A 16559-nucleotide genomic window follows, 5' to 3' on the forward strand; every position below is an offset into this window, starting at 1 on the left:
GCGGCCCGCCGCGCGTCGAGAAGCCCCCGTGCCGTGGGGCCCGACCACGGCACGAGCACGTACGCGCCGCGCGCCCACGGCGCCGCTAGGCTCGGGCGCCATGGAACGCGTGCTGGTCCTCAACGGACCCAACCTCGGCCGGCTCGGTGTGCGCGAGCCGGAGATCTACGGCTCGGCGTCGATGGCCGACCTCCAGGAGTCCGCGGTCGCGTGGGGGAGCGCGCTCGACCTCGCGGTCGACGTGCGCCAGACCGACGACGAGTCCGAGCTCGTCGGCTGGCTCCACGAGGCCGTCGACGCGCGCGCCCACGTCGTGCTCAACCCGGCTGCGTTCACCCACTACTCCTACGCCGTGCGCGACGCCGCAGCGCAGGTCACGACCTCCGGCCTCCTGCTCGTCGAGGTGCACCTGAGCAACCCCGCGGCGCGCGAGGCGTTCCGCAGCCACTCCGTCGTCGGTGCGATCGCCACGGGTACGATCGCCGGTTTCGGGTTCGACTCGTACCGCCTCGCGCTCGAGGCGCTCGCGGCCCGGCTGCGGGGCTGACGTGGCGTCGTCCGGTACGGACCGGCGACCTTGATCCCTCGCCATCAAGTCCCCATGCTTGATTCGTCTGTCTCAAGGGTCTAGCCTGGATCGTATGTTCGTCCTCACCGTCGACCAGCGCGGGAGCACGGGGCACCCGGACCGGGTGCCCGAGGTGCTCGCGCGCCTGGGCGAGCTCCTCGACGGCCGCCCCGGCGTCGTGATCCCGTTCGACCGGACCGTGGGCGACGAGGTGCAGGGCGTGCTCGACGACGCCGGCACCGTGGTCGAGGTCGTGCTGGACCTGCTGCGCGACGGCGGCTGGAGCGTCGGCGTCGGCACCGGGAGCGTCGACGAGCCCCTGCCCGCGGTCTCGCGCGAGGCGTCGGGAGAGGCGTTCGTGCGGGCGCGGGAGGCGGTCGAGCAGGCCAAGTCGCGCACGGCGACGGCGCCCGTCGCCGTCCGGGGCGAGCCGTCGGCGCGGGCGGCCGAGGTCGAGGCGCTCCTGCGCCTCCTCGCGGCGGTCGTGGAGCGGCGGACCGCGCCGGGGTGGGAGGCGGTCGACACGCTCGCGCGTGTGGGTGGTACCCAGAAGGATGTGGCCCGCGTGCTCGGGGTCTCCGAGCAGGCCGTGAGCCAGCGGCTGCGCGTCGCGCTGTGGCCCGAAGAGGCTGCGGTGCGGCCCGTGGTGGCGAGGCTGCTGGGCGAGCTCGGGGCGAGCCGACGGGGTGAGCCGTCGGAGGATCTGCGGGAGGGCGGGAGATGACGGACCCGGTGTCGGTCGTGCTGGTCGTGCTGGTGTGGGTCGTGGCGCTCGCGGCGAGCGTGCTCGGCGGAGGTGCCGTGACGCAGTGGGTGCTGCGCGCCGCGGCGCGCTCCGGCGACCCGGGCCGGGCGGGGCGCGCGAGGTCGCGGGCCGCCGCGGCGGACCCGGCCGCCGTCCCCGTCCCCCCGCCGCCGCCTCCGGCGACCGGGCCCATCGGCACCGAGGCAGTCAAGGCGCTGCGCGGCGGCACGTGGATCGGGATCCTCGAACGGTTCGCCATCACCGGCTGCCTCCTCGCCGGGGAGCCCGGCGGGATCGCCTTCGTCGTGGCGATCAAGGGCCTCGGGCGCTACCCGGAGCTGCGCGAGCACCCCGTCGCGTCCGAGCGGTTCGTCATCGGCACCCTCGCCTCGATGTGCTGGGCGGCGACCGTGGGCGTCGTCGCGAACGCGGTCCTCGTCGCGCTCCGGTAGGATCGTCAAGGCCCATTTCCGCATCCCGTCCTCGAGGACCCTGTCGTGCCGTCCCGGCACGCGGTTCCGCGTGGGGCGGAGACCGCAGACCCTCCGACAGGAAGACGAACGTGGCGACCACCAACGACATCAAGAACGGCACCGTGCTGCGACTCGACGGCCAGCTGTGGACCGTGATCGAGTTCCAGCACGTCAAGCCCGGCAAGGGTGGCGCGTTCGTCCGCACCAAGATCAAGAACGTCATGACGGGCAAGACGATCGACAAGACGTTCAACGCCGGCCTCAAGATCGAGACGGCCAACGTCGACCGCCGCGACTTCCAGTACCTGTACCAGGACGGTGCCGACTACGTGTTCATGGACACCTCGACGTACGACCAGATCACGATCTCGGCCGAGATCGTGGGCGACGCCAAGGACTACATGCTCGAGAACCAGAACGTGCTCGTCGCGTCCAACGACGGTCAGCCGCTCTACATCGAGCTCCCCGCCTCGGTGGTCCTCGAGATCACGTACACCGAGCCCGGCCTCCAGGGCGACCGCTCCACGGGCGGCACCAAGCCGGCGACGCTCGAGACGGGCGCACAGATCCAGGTCCCGCTCTTCCTCGAGCAGGGCACCAAGGTCAAGGTCGACACGCGCGACGGCTCGTACCTCGGCCGCGTGAACGACTGACCAGGCGCCCCGAGAGCCGCTGAGAGCAACGAGAGACAGCCGATCACCATGGCCGCACGCACCAAGGCGCGCAAGCGCGCGCTCGACGTCCTCTTCGAGGCGGAGCAGCGTCAGGTGGACCCGACGACCCTCCTCGCGGAGCGCGTCGCCGACCCCGGAACCGCGCAGACCGCCCTGCCGCAGTACGCGGTCGACATCGTCGAGGGCGTGCTCGCGCACCGCGACCGCATCGACGAGCTGATCGAGACGTACTCCCACGGGTGGACGCTCGAGCGGATGCCCGCGGTCGACCGGGCCCTGCTGCGCATCGGCGGCTGGGAGATCCTCTTCAACGACGACGTGCCCGACGTCGTCGCGATCGACGAGGCCGTCGACCTCGCGCGCTCGCTCTCGACCGACGACTCGCCGTCGTTCGTCAACGGGCTGCTCGCGCGGATCGTCGAGATGAAGCCGACGATCACCGCCTGAGCACCCCTGCGGCCCGCCGGGCCGCCACCATCCCGTCGCGGCGTCGGTCACCGAGTGTGACCGACGCCGCGTCTCGTCGGGCGGGACGAGCACCCGGCCTGGGATGGGCGGCGGTAGGGTGGGTGACCGTCAGACATCCTTTAAGGCCCGTCCCGTGAGGCGGGGAAGGAGGTCGCCGGACATGAGCTCTGGCGCTGCTGTGCCCACACCCGATTCACCGACCCCCGAGGCAGGGACCGTCGTCCTGACGGCCGCCGACATCTCCCGCGCGCTGACGCGCATCGCCCACGAGATCGTGGAGCGCAACAAGGGGGCCCACGACCTCGTCCTCCTCGGCATCCCGACGCGCGGGGTCCCGCTCGCGACGCGGCTCGCCGAGCGCCTCGCCGTGATCGAGGGGACGCCCGCCGACGACGACCCCGACCCCGCCGCGATCGTCGGCGAGCTCGACGTCACGATGTACCGCGACGACCTGCACCGCCACCCGACGCGCACGATCGGCGCGACGCGCCTGCCCGCGTCGGGCATCGACGGCAAGGTCGTGGTCCTCGTCGACGACGTCCTGTACTCCGGTCGCACGATCCGGGCCGCGCTCGACGCGATCAGCGACCTGGGCCGCCCGCGTGCCGTGCAGCTCGCCGCGCTCGTCGACCGCGGCCACCGCGAGCTGCCGATCCGCCCCGACTTCGTCGGGAAGAACCTGCCGACGTCGACGTCCGAGCGCGTCAGCGTGCGCCTCGCCGAGGTCGACGGCGCGCCCGCGGACGGGTCCTCCGCGGACGCGGTCGTGATCCGGTCCGCCACCACCGGGACGGAGGCCCTCGCATGAGGCACCTGCTGTCCACCCAGGACCTCGCGCGCGCCGACGCGGTGCGCATTCTCGACACGGCCGCGCAGATGGCCGCGACGCAGGCGCGAGAGATCAAGAAGCTCCCGACGCTGCGCGGCCGCACGGTCGTCAACCTCTTCTACGAGGACTCGACGCGCACCCGCATCTCGTTCGAGACGGCGGCCAAGCGACTGTCGGCCGACGTCATCAACTTCTCGGCCAAGGGCTCGAGCGTGTCCAAGGGCGAGTCGCTCAAGGACACGGCGCTGACCCTCCAGGCGATGGGCGCGGACGCGGTCGTCGTGCGGCACCAGGCGTCCGGCGCCCCGCACCTGCTCGCCCACGCGGGCTGGCTCGACGCCGCGGTCCTCAACGCCGGCGACGGCACGCACCAGCACCCGACGCAGGCGCTGCTCGACGCGTACACGCTGCGCCGCCACCTGTCCGGGACGGGCCTCACCGCTCCCGGCGCGAGCGGCCCGGACGACGCCGCCGCGCGCGGCGCGGGCCTCGACGGGCGTCACGTGGCGATCGTCGGGGACGTGCTGCACTCGCGCGTCGCGCGCTCCAACGTGCACCTGCTGCACACGCTCGGCGCGCACGTGACGCTCGTCGCCCCGCCGACGCTCCTGCCGGTCGGCGTCCAGACGTGGCCGTGCGAGGTCTCCTACGACCTCGACGCGACTCTCGCCGGCGACACCGCGCACGGCGGCCCGGACGCCGTGATGATGCTGCGCGTGCAGCGCGAGCGCATGAGCGGCTCGGGCGCCGGCGGGGGAGCGTTCTTCCCGAACCCCCTCGAGTACAGCCGCAAGTACGGGCTGGACGCGCGGCGGCTGGGCCTCCTGGCCGAGCACGCGATCGTCATGCACCCCGGGCCGATGAACCGCGGGCTCGAGATCTCCGCGCAGGCGGCGGACTCGCCGCGCGCCGTCATCGTCGAGCAGGTCGCGAACGGCGTCGCCGTGCGCATGGCCGTGCTCTACCTCCTCCTCGCGGGCAGCGACGAGACCGACGCCGCCCCGGCGACGGCCGTCCCGCTCTCGCCCGCCCAGCCTCCCGCCGTCGAAAGGGTCCCCGCCTCGTGAGCAGCGCCGCAACCACCACGTACGTCCTGCGCGGCGCGCGCCCGCTCGGCGGCGACCCCGTCGACCTCGTGCTCTCGGGCGGCGTGATCGCCGAGATCGCGCCGGTCGGCGCCGCGCGGGCCGGGTCCGCGGACGACGCGACGGTCGTCGTCGACGCGACCGGGCTCGTCGCCCTGCCCGGCCTGGTCGACCTGCACACGCACCTGCGCGAGCCGGGCCGCGAGGACGCCGAGACGATCGAGTCCGGCACGCGCGCCGCCGCGGCGGGCGGGTTCACCGCCGTCCACGCGATGGCGAACACGACGCCCGTCGCGGACACGGCCGGCGTCGTCGAGCAGGTGTGGCGCCTCGGTCGCGACGCCGGCTGGGTCGACGTGCACCCGGTCGGGGCGGTCTCCGTCGGGCTCGCGGGCCAGCAGCTCGCCGAGCTCGGGGCCATGGCCGACTCGGCGGCGCGCGTGCGCGTGTTCTCCGACGACGGCAAGTGCGTCGACGACCCGATCCTCATGCGCCGTGCCCTGGAGTACGTCAAGGCGTTCGACGGCGTCGTCGCCCAGCACGCGCAGGAGCCGCGCCTAACCGAGGGCGCCCAGATGAACGAGGGCGTCGTCTCGGCCGAGCTCGGCCTCGCGGGCTGGCCCGCGGTCGCCGAGGAGGCGATCATCGCGCGCGACGTGCTCCTCGCGGAGCACGTCGGCTCGCGCCTGCACGTGTGCCACCTGTCCACCGCGGGCTCGGTCGAGATCGTGCGCTGGGCCAAGGGCCGCGGCATCGACGTGACGGCCGAGGTCACGCCCCACCACCTCGTCCTCACCGACGACCTCGCGCGCGGCTACGACCCCACGTTCAAGGTCAACCCGCCGCTGCGCACCGCCGCGGACGTCGAGGCCGTGCGCGAGGGGCTCGCGGACGGCACGATCGACATCGTCGCGACCGACCACGCGCCGCACGCCCGCGAGGACAAGGACTGCGAGTGGGCGGCGGCCGCGTTCGGCATGACCGGCCTGGAGACGGCGCTGAGTGTCGTCCAGCAGACCATGGTCGACACCGGCCGCCTCACGTGGGCCGACGTCGCGCGCGTGCTCTCGAACGCGCCCGCGCGGATCGGCCGCATCGACACCGGCGAGCGCGCCCAGGGCCGCCCGCTCGAGGTCGGTGAGCCCGCGAACGTCACGCTCGTCGACCCGGCCGCGCGCCGCGTCGTCGACGGCGCCGGGCAGGTCACGGCGAGCACCAACACGCCGTTCCAGGGCCGCGAGCTGCCCGGTGCCGTCGTCGCGACGTTCCTGCGCGGGCGGGCCACGGTGCTCGACGGCGCACCCGTCCCGGCGGGCGCCGACGCGCAGGGGGTGGGGGCGTGAACCTGCCCCAGCCCGTCGCGGTCGGCATCTGGGTCGTCCTCGGCGTCGTCCTCCTGACGCTCGTCCTCGTCGGCCGCCGCCGCCTCGTGCGCCGCTCGGCCGGCGTCGTCCCGACGCCCCCGGCGGTGCCCGCCGAGACCGCGCGGGGCGCCGTCGTGCTCGGGCCGCTCGACGCGCTCTACGTGTCCAGCACGCTCGCGGGCGACTGGCTGGCCCGCGTCGGGGCCCACGGGCTCGGCGACCGGTCCCAGGCCCAGGTCACCGTGCACGACGGCGGCCTGCTCGTCGAGCGCAGCGGCGCCCCGGACCTGTGGGTGCCCGCCGCCGCGGTCGGGGGCGTGGCCCTCACGCCCGGGATGGCCGGCAAGTTCGTCGGCAAGGAGGCCATCGTCGTCGTGACGTGGACCGTGCCCGGGGAGCCGGTCCCTGCCGACGCGCCCGATGCTCCGGCGAACCCCGAGGTCCGGCTCGACACCGGCCTCCTGCCCCGCCACGACCACGACGTCGCGCGCCTCCTGGAGGCCGTCCGCGGTCTCGCCGGACGCGCCGACGCCGACCACGACGCACCCGCCGACGACGGCGCGCACGAGCGACGACCGGAGGCGCCGAGCGGCGCCGCCCCCGCAGACCCCGTAGACCCGGCGCCGGCGCGCGAGAGCGCCGCCCCCGGCACCGACGAGAACGACGAGGAAGCACCGTGACCGCCCCAGTGAACACAGCGACCACCCTGACCTCAGCTACCGCACCGCCCGCCGACCGGGCCCTGATCGTCCTCGAGGACGGGACCGTGCAGACCGGCCGCGCGTACGGCGCGCGCGGCACCACGGTCGGCGAGATCGTCTTCAACACTGGCATGACCGGCTACCAGGAGACGCTCACGGACCCCTCCTACCACCGCCAGATCGTCGTCATGACCGCGCCCCACATCGGGAACACCGGCGTCAACGACGAGGACCCCGAGTCCGGCAAGATCTGGGTCGCCGGGTACGTCGTGCGCGACGCCGCGCGGCGCGCGTCCAGCTGGCGTGCGCAGCGCACCCTCGACGAGGAGCTCGCGGCGCAGGGCGTCGTCGGCATCTGCGACGTCGACACGCGCGCCCTGACGCGCCACCTGCGCGAGCTCGGCGTCATGCGCGCGGGCATCTTCTCCGGCGACGCGCTCGTGCGCGACGGCTACCCGCGCACCGTCGAGGACCTCGTCGCCGAGGTCAAGGCGGCGCCCTCGATGGCCGGCGCCGACCTCGCGCGCGAGGTGAGCACGGACACGGCGTACGTCGTCGAGCCCTTCGAGGGCACGACGCCCGACGGCGAGCCCGTCGCGACCGTCGTCGCCGTCGACCTCGGCATCAAGTCCATGACGCCGCAGCGCCTCGCGCAGCGTGGGGTGCGCGTGCACGTGGTGCCTGCCGCCTCGACGATCGAGGACGTCATGGCGTACGCGCCCGACGGCGTGTTCTTCTCCAACGGCCCCGGCGACCCGGGCGCCGCGACGCACGAGGTCGATCTGCTCCGCGGCGTCCTGGACCGCGGCACCCCGTTCTTCGGGATCTGCTTCGGCAACCAGATCCTCGGCCGCGCCCTCGGGTACGGCACGTACAAGCTCGCGTACGGCCACCGCGGCATCAACCAGCCCGTCATGGACCGCCGCACCGGCAAGGTCGAGGTCACCGCGCACAACCACGGGTTCGCCGTGGACGCACCGCTGGATGGCGAGTCCGTGGCCCCGCACGACGGCGGCCGCTACGGGCGCGTCGTCGTGTCCCACGTCGGGCTCAACGACCAGGTGGTCGAGGGGCTCGAGTGCCTCGACCTGCCCGCCTTCTCCGTCCAGTACCACCCCGAGGCCGCGGCCGGCCCCCACGACGCCGCGTACCTCTTCGACCGCTTCGTCGAGCTCATGGCGTCCCGTCGCGCCGAGAGCTCCGCAGCCGCCGACCAGAACACCAAGGAGAGCTGACCGTGCCTCGCAGAACCGACATCTCCAGCGTCCTGGTCATCGGGTCCGGCCCGATCGTCATCGGCCAGGCGTGCGAGTTCGACTACTCCGGCACCCAGGCGTGCCGCGTGCTCAAGGAGGAGGGCCTGCGGGTCGTCCTCGTGAACTCGAACCCGGCCACGATCATGACCGACCCCGAGTTCGCCGACGCGACCTACGTCGAGCCCATCACGACCGAGGTGCTCACCTCGATCATCGCCAAGGAGCGCCCCGACGCGCTGCTGCCCACCCTGGGCGGGCAGACCGCGCTCAACGCGGCGATCGCGCTCGACGAGGCGGGCGTCCTCGCCGAGTACGGGGTCGAGCTCATCGGCGCGAACATCGAGGCGATCCAGAAGGGCGAGGACCGCCAGCAGTTCAAGGACGTCGTCGAGAAGTGCGGCGGCGAGTCGGCGCGCTCGGTCATCGTGCACACGGTCGACGAGGCGATCGCGGCCGCGGGCGACCTCGGCTACCCGATGGTCGTGCGCCCGTCGTTCACGATGGGCGGCCTCGGCTCGGGCTTCGCGTACGACGAGGAGGAGCTGCGCCGCATCGTCGGGCAGGGCCTGCACTACTCCCCGGTGACGGAGGTGCTCCTCGAGGAGTCGATCCTCGGGTGGAAGGAGTACGAGCTCGAGCTCATGCGCGACAAGCACGACAACGTCGTGGTCGTGTGCTCCATCGAGAACGTCGACCCCGTCGGCGTGCACACCGGAGACTCGATCACGGTCGCGCCGTCGCTCACGCTCACGGACCGCGAGTACCAGAAGCTGCGCGACATCGGCATCGCCGTCATCCGCGAGGTCGGCGTCGACACGGGCGGCTGCAACATCCAGTTCGCCGTCGACCCGGACACGGGCCGCATCATCGTCATCGAGATGAACCCGCGCGTCTCGCGCTCGTCCGCGCTCGCGTCCAAGGCGACCGGGTTCCCCATCGCGAAGATCGCGGCGAAGCTCGCCGTCGGCTACACGCTCGACGAGATCCCCAACGACATCACGCAGGTCACCCCGGCCTCGTTCGAGCCGACGCTCGACTACGTCGTCGTCAAGGTGCCGCGCTTCGCGTTCGAGAAGTTCCCGGCCGCCGACCCGACGCTCACGACGACCATGAAGTCCGTCGGCGAGGCCATGGCGCTCGGGCGCAACTTCACCGAGGCGCTCGGCAAGGCGCTGCGCTCGATCGACAAGGGCGGGTCGGTGTTCCACTGGGACGGCGAGCCCGTCTCGGGCGCGGACCTCGACGAGCTCCTCGTGCGCATCGCGCGCCCCACGGAGAACCGCATCATCGGTGTCCAGCAGGCGCTGCGCGCCGGAGCGAGCATCGAGCAGGTCTTCGAGGCCACGAAGATCGACCCGTGGTACCTCGACCAGATCCAGCTGGTGAACGAGGTCGCGGCGGCCGTCGCCGACGCGCCCGCGCTCACGGAGGACGTGCTGCGCGAGGCCAAGAAGCACGGTCTGTCCGACGCGCAGGTCGCCCGCCTGCGCGGCATGGGGCCCGCCGGCGAGGCCACGGTGCGCGAGGTGCGGTACGCCCTCGGCGTGCGCCCCGTCTACAAGACGGTCGACACGTGCGCGGCCGAGTTCGCGGCCCGCACGCCGTACCACTACTCGTCGTACGACCTCGAGACCGAGGTCGCCCCGCGCGAGCGCGAGGCCGTGATCATCCTCGGCTCGGGCCCCAACCGCATCGGCCAGGGCATCGAGTTCGACTACTCGTGCGTGCACGCGGCCCTCACGCTGCGCGAGCGCTACGAGACGGTCATGGTCAACTGCAACCCGGAGACGGTCTCGACGGACTACGACACGTCCGACCGCCTGTACTTCGAGCCGCTCACGTTCGAGGACGTGCTCGAGGTCTACCAGGCCGAGCTCGCGGCGGGGCCCGTCAAGGGCATCATCGTCCAGCTCGGCGGCCAGACGCCGCTGGCCCTGGCGCAGCGCCTCGCGGACGCGGGCCTGCCGATCCTCGGTACGAGCCCCGAGGCGATCGACGCCGCGGAGGACCGCGGCGAGTTCGGCCGCGTCCTCGTCGAGGCGGGCCTGCCCGCCCCGGCGTTCGGCACGGCGCGCTCGCTCGAGGAGGCGAAGGACGTCGCGGCCGGCATCGGCTACCCGGTCCTCGTGCGCCCGTCCTACGTGCTCGGCGGGCGCGGCATGGAGATCGTGTACTCGGCCGAGCAGCTCACGGGCTACGTCGAGCGCGCCCTCGCGGCGGCCGCGGCGGAGGACCGCACGGCCGGGACGCTGCCCGCTCCGCTCCTCATCGACCGCTTCCTCGACGACGCGATGGAGATCGACGTCGACGCGCTCTACGACGGCACCGAGCTGTTCCTCGGCGGCGTGATGGAGCACATCGAGGAGGCCGGCATCCACTCCGGCGACTCGGCGTGCGTCCTGCCGCCTGTGTCGCTGTCCGAGCAGGAGATCGAGCGCATCCGCCGCTCGACCGAGGCCATCGCGAAGGGCGTCGGCGTGCGCGGCCTGCTCAACGTGCAGTACGCGCTCGTCTCCGACGTGCTCTACGTCCTGGAGGCCAACCCGCGCGCGTCGCGCACCGTGCCGTTCGTCTCCAAGGCGACGGGCACGTCGCTCGCGAAGGCCGCGGCGCGCGTCATGGCGGGCGAGTCGATCGCCGAGCTGCGCGCGGCGGGTGTCCTGCCCGCCGACGGCGACGGCGGCACGCTCCCGCTCGACGCGCCGATCGCGGTCAAGGAGGCGGTCCTGCCGTTCAAGCGCTTCCGCACCGCGGACGGCGTGGTCGTGGACACGGTGCTCGGCCCGGAGATGCGCTCCACGGGCGAGGTCATGGGCTTCGACCTCGACTTCCCGCACGCGTTCGCGAAGTCGCAGGCCGCCGCGTTCGGGGGGCTGCCGACGTCGGGCCGGGTGTTTGTCTCGGTCGCCGACCGCGACAAGCGCTCGATCGTCTTCCCGGTCAAGCGCCTCGCGGAGCTCGGGTTCGAGATCCTCGCCACGGACGGCACGTCGAGCGTGCTGCGCCGCAACGGCATCGCGTCGCGCGTGGTGCGCAAGTTCTCCGCGGGCCGCGGCGACGACGGCGAGCCGACGATCGTCGACCTCATCACGGCCGGCGAGGTGGACATGGTCATCAACACCCCGTCCGGGCAGGGCGCGCGCGCCGACGGCTACGAGATCCGGGCCGCCACGACGGCGGCGGACAAGCCGATCGCGACGACGGTCGACCAGCTCGCCGCGGCGGTGCAGGGCATCGAGGCGGTCCTGGCCGGACCGTTCGCGGTGGCCAGCCTCCAGGAGCACATGGCGGGCGAGGGCCTGACGGCCGGCGTCACGCTGCCCGCGGCCCCCGGGGAGCGGGTGGGCGCATGAGCGCGGGCTTCGGCGCGCGGCTCGCTGCCGCGACGGACGACCACGGGCCGCTGTGCGTGGGCATCGACCCGCACCCGGGCCTGCTCGCGGACTGGGGCCTGACCGACGACGCCGCGGGGCTGCGCGAGTTCGGCCTGCGGGTCGTCGAGGCGGTCGGCGGGCGCGTGGCCGCGGTGAAGCCGCAGTCGGCGTTCTTCGAGCGGCACGGGTCGCGCGGCGTCGCGGCGCTCGAGGAGGTCCTCGCCGCGGCCCGTGCGGCGAGCACGCTCGCGATCATGGACGCCAAGCGCGGCGACATCGGCTCGACCATGGCGGCGTATGCCGACGCGTACCTGCGCGACGGCTCCCCACTGGCGGCGGACGCGCTGACGGTCTCGCCGTACCTCGGCTTCGGGTCGCTCCGGCCCGCGGTGGAGGCCGCGCTGGAGACCGGGCGCGGCCTGTTCGTGCTGTGCCTGACGTCGAACCCGGAGGGGGCCGAGGTGCAGCACGCGCGCCGCGGCGCCGGAGCGGGCGTGGAGTCGGTCGCGGCGCACGTCGCACGCGAGGCCGCGCGGGTCAACGCGCCGGTCGTCGAGTCGGGCGACACGCTCGGTCCGGTCGGTCTCGTGGTCGGCGCGACGATCGCGGACGCGGCGGCCCGCACCGGCACGGACCTCGCGGCGGTGCAGGGCCCGCTCCTGGCCCCCGGCGTGGGGGCGCAGGGCGCGGGCGCGGCCGAGCTCGCGGCCGTGTTCGGGGACGCGCGACGCCAGGTACTCGCGTCCTCCTCGCGCGGCGTCCTGCGCGCCGGCCCGGACGTCGACGCCCTGCGCGCGGCGGCCCGGGCGGCCACGGACGAGGCGGCGCAGGCTCTGCGCGGCTGAGCACCACCGACCCGGCGCGGCGGGGCCGGCACCGGCGGGTGCCGGCCCCGCCGTCGTGCTGCCGTCAGGATGCGGGCGCCGTCGTCGGGCCGGAACCGCACCGGGCGCCGTCGTGCCGTGCGAGACTGCGCCCATGACCTCCGACGACGCGACAGCGAGCCCTTCCGCCACGCCCCAGAGCGGTGGGGAGGCGTCGGCCGTACCCGTGCCGGTGGACGGTGCGGTGCCGGGCGCGCTCGACGTGCCGGGCACGTGGAACGCGCGCGACGTCGGGGGACGGGCCGTCCCGACGGGCCACGACGAGCCCCTGCGCACCGGCGTCCTGCTGCGGACGGCGAGCCTGTCGCGCCTGACGCCGGCGGGCCAGGCGGCGCTCTCCGACCTCGGGGTGACGACGGTCCTCGACCTGCGCGGGGACGACGAGCTCGAGCGCGACGGCGCGGACGCGGTGCCGGGCGGCGTCCTGGTGCTGCGCCGCGGCATGGACCCCGCACAGGGCCTGCAGGGCGGGGGCGGGGACGGCGGGGGAGCGTCGGCCGACCCCGCGGCGCTCATCGCGGGCTTGCTGGCGGCGGACGACCCGGCCGCGGTCGCGCGCCGCATGATGCACGGCGTGTACGCGACGTTCGTGCAGGACCCGGGCATCCGCGCGACGGTCGGGCGCGTGCTCGGCGAGGTCGCGTCGTCGGAGGGGGCCGCGGTCGTGCACTGCTCGGCGGGCAAGGACCGCACCGGGTGGGTGGTCGCGCTCGCCCAGTACGTGGCGGGCGTCGGCGAGGAGGACCGCCTGGCGGAGTACCTCGCGAGCCGCTCGGCCGTGGGGGGTCTCGCCGCGCTGGTCCCGCCCATCCCGGGGCTGTCTCCCGACGCCCTGGGCCCGGTCCTGACCGTCGAGCCGGAGTACCTCCAGGGCGCCTGGGAGCTCGCGGCCCGGGAGCACGGGAGCGTGGACGGCTATCTCGTCGCGTGCGGGGTGACGACCGCCGTGCGCGACGCGCTCGTCGCTCGCCTCGTGGCGTCCTGACCGCTGCTTCCCGCCACCTCCGGTCGCCTCGCGTCGCTCCTCGGCGCGCCGACCGGGCGCGACGCGCCACGCCCAGTCGTTGCCCGATCGGTCGAGGCTCGCTACTTTCGAGGGGTCGGCTCCGTGCGTCGGCGCAGGTCGCCCGGGTGATTCACCCGATTAGGGCTCCTCGTCGGGGCACGCCGGGGCGACTGAGTGGGCCCATCCGCCTGACGACGAGTAGGTGACTTGCGTGGCACTTCCACCCCTGACCCCAGAACAGCGCGCGGCGGCGCTCGAGAAGGCCGCAGAGGCCCGACGCGTGCGCGCCGAGGTGAAGAACAGGCTCAAGTACTCCCAGGGCTCCCTGAAGGAGGTCATCGAGCGCGGGCAGACGGACGACATGATCGGCAAGCTCAAGGTGGTCTCGTTGCTGGAGTCCCTGCCCGGCGTGGGTAAGGTGAAGGCTCGGGCGATCATGGAGGAGATCGGGATCGCCGAGACACGTCGTGTCCGCGGCCTCGGTCCCCACCAGTCCGCGGCCCTCATCGAGAGGTTTGGCTGACATTTCCGCGCACCCGTCCGACCCGACGCCGCACGCCCCCACCGAGGGGACGTCGGCGCCGGTGGTCTCGCCCGGCCCCGCCCGCCTGACCGTCCTGGCCGGTCCGACCGCCGTGGGGAAGGGGACCGTGTCGGCCGACATCCGGGCCCGGTACCCGGAGGTGTGGCTGTCGGTGTCGGCGACCACGCGCGACCCGCGGCCGGGTGAGGTGGACGGCGTCCACTACCTGTTCGTCGGCGCCGACGAGTTCGCCCGCATGGTCGCCGAGCGCGAGCTGCTCGAGTGGGCGGTGGTGCACGGTCGCAACAGCTACGGCACGCCCCGGCGCGCGGTCGAGGAGAAGCTCGCTGCGGGCGTGCCGGCGCTCCTGGAGATCGACCTCCAGGGCGCGCGTCAGGTGCGCGCCTCGATGCCCGAGGCGCGCTTCGTGTTCCTCGCCCCGCCGAGCTGGGACGAGCTGGTGCGACGGCTCGTGGGCCGCGGCACGGAGGACGCGGAGGAGCGTGAGCGTCGGCTCACGACGGCGCGGGTCGAGCTCGCGGCGGAGTCGGAGTTCGACCACGTGATCGTCAACGACGAGGTGCACCGCGCGACGGACGAGCTCGTGCGCGTCATGGGGCTCGAGCCGCGCCCGGCCGGGGCCACGCCCGGCGAGCGCGTCCCGGCGGCGGGTCCCGCGCCGTCCGGGCGCACCGAGCAGCACACCGAGTAGACTGTCCTGCGGTGCCCGTGCGCGGGCCCGCTCCCCGATGGGCCGCCGGCCCGGTCGGCGGCCCGTCAGCTCTGCGCGGTGCCGCGGCCGCCAGGCCCCGGACGGAGCGGTCGGCGCGCCGCCGCCATCGACCAGCTGCAGCCGTCGGCTGCAGACCCTTGAACCCACGGAGCGAACTGTGTCCGGAACCGTCGCCGCCCCCGAGGGCATCACCGACCCGCCGATCGACGACCTGCTGGAGCACGTCGACTCGAAGTACGCGCTCGTCATCTACTCGGCCAAGCGCGCGCGCCAGATCAACGCGTACTACTCGCAGCTCAGCGAGGGCCTGCTGGAGAACGTCGGGCCGCTGCTCGAGACGCGTAACCAGGAGAAGCCGCTGTCGATCGCGATGCGCGAGATCAACGCGGGCCTGCTGACGATCGAGGCCGAGCCCGACGAGGCCGACGAGGCCTGAGCCCGTACGCCGCGCACCTCCGCAGGGAGGGCGCGGCGTTCGTGCGTCCGCGGCCGTCCACGGCCGGGCGGGCGCGGTGCGGAGCCGGACCGGCGGGAGGAGCGACATGCGGATCGTGCTCGGGGTGAGCGGCGGGGTCGCGGCGTACAAGGCCGTGCTGCTGCTGCGGCTGCTGCGCGAGCAGGGCCATCGGGTGCGGGTCGTGCCCACGGCGTCGGCGCTGCGGTTCGTGGGCGCCCCCACGTGGGAGGCGCTGTCGGGCGAGCCCGCGACGGACCAGGTGTTCGAGGACGTGGAGCACGTGCCGCACGTCGCGCTGGGCCAGGGCGCCGACCTGGTGGTCGTGGCGCCCGCGACCGCGGACCTGCTCGCGCGGGCGGCGGCGGGCCGGGCGGACGACCTGCTCACCTCGACGCTGCTGACCGCGCGCTGCCCGGTCGTGATGGCGCCTGCGATGCACACCGAGATGTGGGAGCACCCGGCCACGCGCGCGAACGTGGCGACGCTGCGCGAGCGTGGCGTGCACGTGATCGAGCCGGCCTCGGGCCGCCTGACGGGTGCCGACACGGGCCCGGGCCGCCTGCCCGAGCCGGACGAGATCGCGCGCGTCGCGCTGGCCGTCGCGGCGGACGACGCTGGTCGTGCCGAGGACGCCCCGGCGGGGGGCGACCTCGCGGGCCGTCGGGTCGTGGTGTCCGCGGGCGGCACGCGCGAGCCGATCGACCCGGTCCGCTTCATCGGCAACCGGTCCAGCGGCCGGCAGGGGGTCGAGCTCGCGCGCGCGGCGCGCACGCGGGGCGCCCACGTGACGCTCGTCGCGGCGAACCTCGCCCCGGACGTCGCCGCGCTGGTGCAGGACGCGGGCCTGGACGACGTGGTCGCGGTCGAGACGACCGCCCAGCTGCGCGAGGCCGTGCGCGCCGCGGCGGCGGCGGCGGACGTCGTGGTGATGGCGGCGGCGGTCGCGGACTTCCGCCCGGCGCACGCCCCCGGGGCGAAGATCAAGAAGGTGCCGGGCCGCGGGCCGGAGCCGATCGCGCTCGTCGAGAACCCGGACGTGCTCGCCGAGCTCGCGCACGACCGGCTGCGCGCCGGCCAGGTCGTCGTGGGGTTCGCGGCCGAGACGGGCGACGCGGACGGGTCGGTGCTCGACCACGGCCGGGCGAAGGCGCGCCGCAAGGGCGCGGACCTGCTCGTCGTGAACGCGGTGGGCGAGGGGCTGGGGTTCGGCGTCGACGCGAACGACGTGACCGTCGTCGACGGCGCCGGCGAGGTGGTCGCGACGGCGGGCGGCACCAAGCGCGCGGTGGCGGACGCCGTGTGGGACGTCGTCGCGGGCCGCGTGGCCGCGGGATCGGCGGGTGGCGGGGTCGCGCGGGCCGAGTGACCCGCGTCTCGTCTCGCCTACCGGATGCCCGCGCCCACGCCTCGGGACAGTAG

The 16559-nt window shown here is 74.4% G+C and carries 17 protein-coding genes; all 17 read left to right on the plus strand.

Annotated features, from left to right (window positions below; all coding sequences use genetic code 11):
- Window positions 1-100: 100 nt before the first annotated feature.
- The 17 genes from ACZ402_RS10315 (at window position 101) to coaBC (ending at window position 16506) form a co-directional block, all read left to right on the plus strand.
- The gene (locus tag ACZ402_RS10315; RefSeq protein ID WP_375823591.1) at window positions 101-547 is read left to right on the plus strand and encodes a type II 3-dehydroquinate dehydratase; all 447 of its coding nucleotides are present in this window, start codon (window positions 101-103) and stop codon (window positions 545-547) included.
- A 94-nt stretch (window positions 548-641) separates the two neighbouring features.
- Complete coding sequence (locus tag ACZ402_RS10320; protein ID WP_375823592.1) at window positions 642-1292, plus strand: hypothetical protein; 651 nt, start codon at window positions 642-644, stop codon at window positions 1290-1292.
- Window positions 1289-1765: a hypothetical protein gene (locus ACZ402_RS10325; protein ID WP_375823593.1), complete on the plus strand. Its 477-nt coding sequence runs from the start codon at window positions 1289-1291 to the stop codon at window positions 1763-1765. The genes ACZ402_RS10320 and ACZ402_RS10325 overlap by 4 nt, the downstream gene beginning before the upstream one ends.
- Window positions 1766-1875: 110 nt before the next feature.
- Entirely contained in the window at window positions 1876-2439 is a 564-nt protein-coding gene (gene efp / locus ACZ402_RS10330; RefSeq protein ID WP_205204232.1) for an elongation factor P, read from the plus strand.
- 48 nt (window positions 2440-2487) lie between these two features.
- Window positions 2488-2907 (plus strand): transcription antitermination factor NusB, encoded by a 420-nt coding sequence (gene nusB, locus ACZ402_RS10335; RefSeq protein WP_087472016.1) that lies wholly within the window; start codon window positions 2488-2490, stop codon window positions 2905-2907.
- 181 nt (window positions 2908-3088) lie between these two features.
- The gene (gene pyrR / locus ACZ402_RS10340) at window positions 3089-3736 is read left to right on the plus strand and encodes a bifunctional pyr operon transcriptional regulator/uracil phosphoribosyltransferase PyrR (RefSeq protein ID WP_375823594.1); all 648 of its coding nucleotides are present in this window, start codon (window positions 3089-3091) and stop codon (window positions 3734-3736) included.
- Complete coding sequence (locus ACZ402_RS10345; RefSeq protein ID WP_375823595.1) at window positions 3733-4824, plus strand: aspartate carbamoyltransferase catalytic subunit; 1092 nt, start codon at window positions 3733-3735, stop codon at window positions 4822-4824. The genes pyrR and ACZ402_RS10345 overlap by 4 nt, the downstream gene beginning before the upstream one ends.
- Window positions 4821-6185: a dihydroorotase gene (locus tag ACZ402_RS10350; protein ID WP_375823596.1), complete on the plus strand. Its 1365-nt coding sequence runs from the start codon at window positions 4821-4823 to the stop codon at window positions 6183-6185. Before ACZ402_RS10345 ends, ACZ402_RS10350 begins: the two co-directional genes overlap by 4 nt.
- Window positions 6182-6886, plus strand: a complete 705-nt coding sequence (locus ACZ402_RS10355) for a PH-like domain-containing protein (protein WP_375823597.1) — start codon at window positions 6182-6184, stop codon at window positions 6884-6886. Before ACZ402_RS10350 ends, ACZ402_RS10355 begins: the two co-directional genes overlap by 4 nt.
- Window positions 6883-8142: a glutamine-hydrolyzing carbamoyl-phosphate synthase small subunit gene (gene carA / locus ACZ402_RS10360; RefSeq protein ID WP_375823598.1), complete on the plus strand. Its 1260-nt coding sequence runs from the start codon at window positions 6883-6885 to the stop codon at window positions 8140-8142. The genes ACZ402_RS10355 and carA overlap by 4 nt, the downstream gene beginning before the upstream one ends.
- A gap of 2 nt (window positions 8143-8144) precedes the next feature.
- The gene (gene carB, locus ACZ402_RS10365; protein WP_375823599.1) at window positions 8145-11516 is read left to right on the plus strand and encodes a carbamoyl-phosphate synthase large subunit; all 3372 of its coding nucleotides are present in this window, start codon (window positions 8145-8147) and stop codon (window positions 11514-11516) included.
- Window positions 11513-12382 (plus strand): orotidine-5'-phosphate decarboxylase, encoded by an 870-nt coding sequence (gene pyrF / locus ACZ402_RS10370; RefSeq protein WP_375823600.1) that lies wholly within the window; start codon window positions 11513-11515, stop codon window positions 12380-12382. Before carB ends, pyrF begins: the two co-directional genes overlap by 4 nt.
- Window positions 12383-12515: 133 nt before the next feature.
- On the plus strand, window positions 12516-13406 hold the full coding sequence (locus ACZ402_RS10375) for a tyrosine-protein phosphatase (RefSeq protein ID WP_375823601.1): 891 nt from the start codon (window positions 12516-12518) through the stop codon (window positions 13404-13406).
- A gap of 232 nt (window positions 13407-13638) precedes the next feature.
- The gene (gene mihF / locus ACZ402_RS10380) at window positions 13639-13950 is read left to right on the plus strand and encodes an integration host factor, actinobacterial type (protein ID WP_021482878.1); all 312 of its coding nucleotides are present in this window, start codon (window positions 13639-13641) and stop codon (window positions 13948-13950) included.
- A 61-nt stretch (window positions 13951-14011) separates the two neighbouring features.
- Window positions 14012-14662, plus strand: coding sequence for a guanylate kinase (gene gmk, locus ACZ402_RS10385; protein ID WP_375823810.1), 651 nt, complete (start codon window positions 14012-14014; stop codon window positions 14660-14662).
- Window positions 14663-14840: 178 nt separating this feature from the next.
- Window positions 14841-15119 carry a DNA-directed RNA polymerase subunit omega gene (rpoZ, locus tag ACZ402_RS10390; protein WP_047234226.1) on the plus strand — a complete coding sequence of 93 codons (279 nt, stop codon included), beginning with the start codon at window positions 14841-14843 and terminating at the stop codon, window positions 15117-15119.
- 106 nt (window positions 15120-15225) lie between these two features.
- On the plus strand, window positions 15226-16506 hold the full coding sequence (coaBC, locus tag ACZ402_RS10395) for a bifunctional phosphopantothenoylcysteine decarboxylase/phosphopantothenate--cysteine ligase CoaBC (RefSeq protein WP_375823602.1): 1281 nt from the start codon (window positions 15226-15228) through the stop codon (window positions 16504-16506).
- The last annotated feature ends 53 nt before the right edge of the window (window positions 16507-16559 follow it).

Source organism: Cellulosimicrobium sp. NPDC030954 (genome assembly GCF_055571305.1).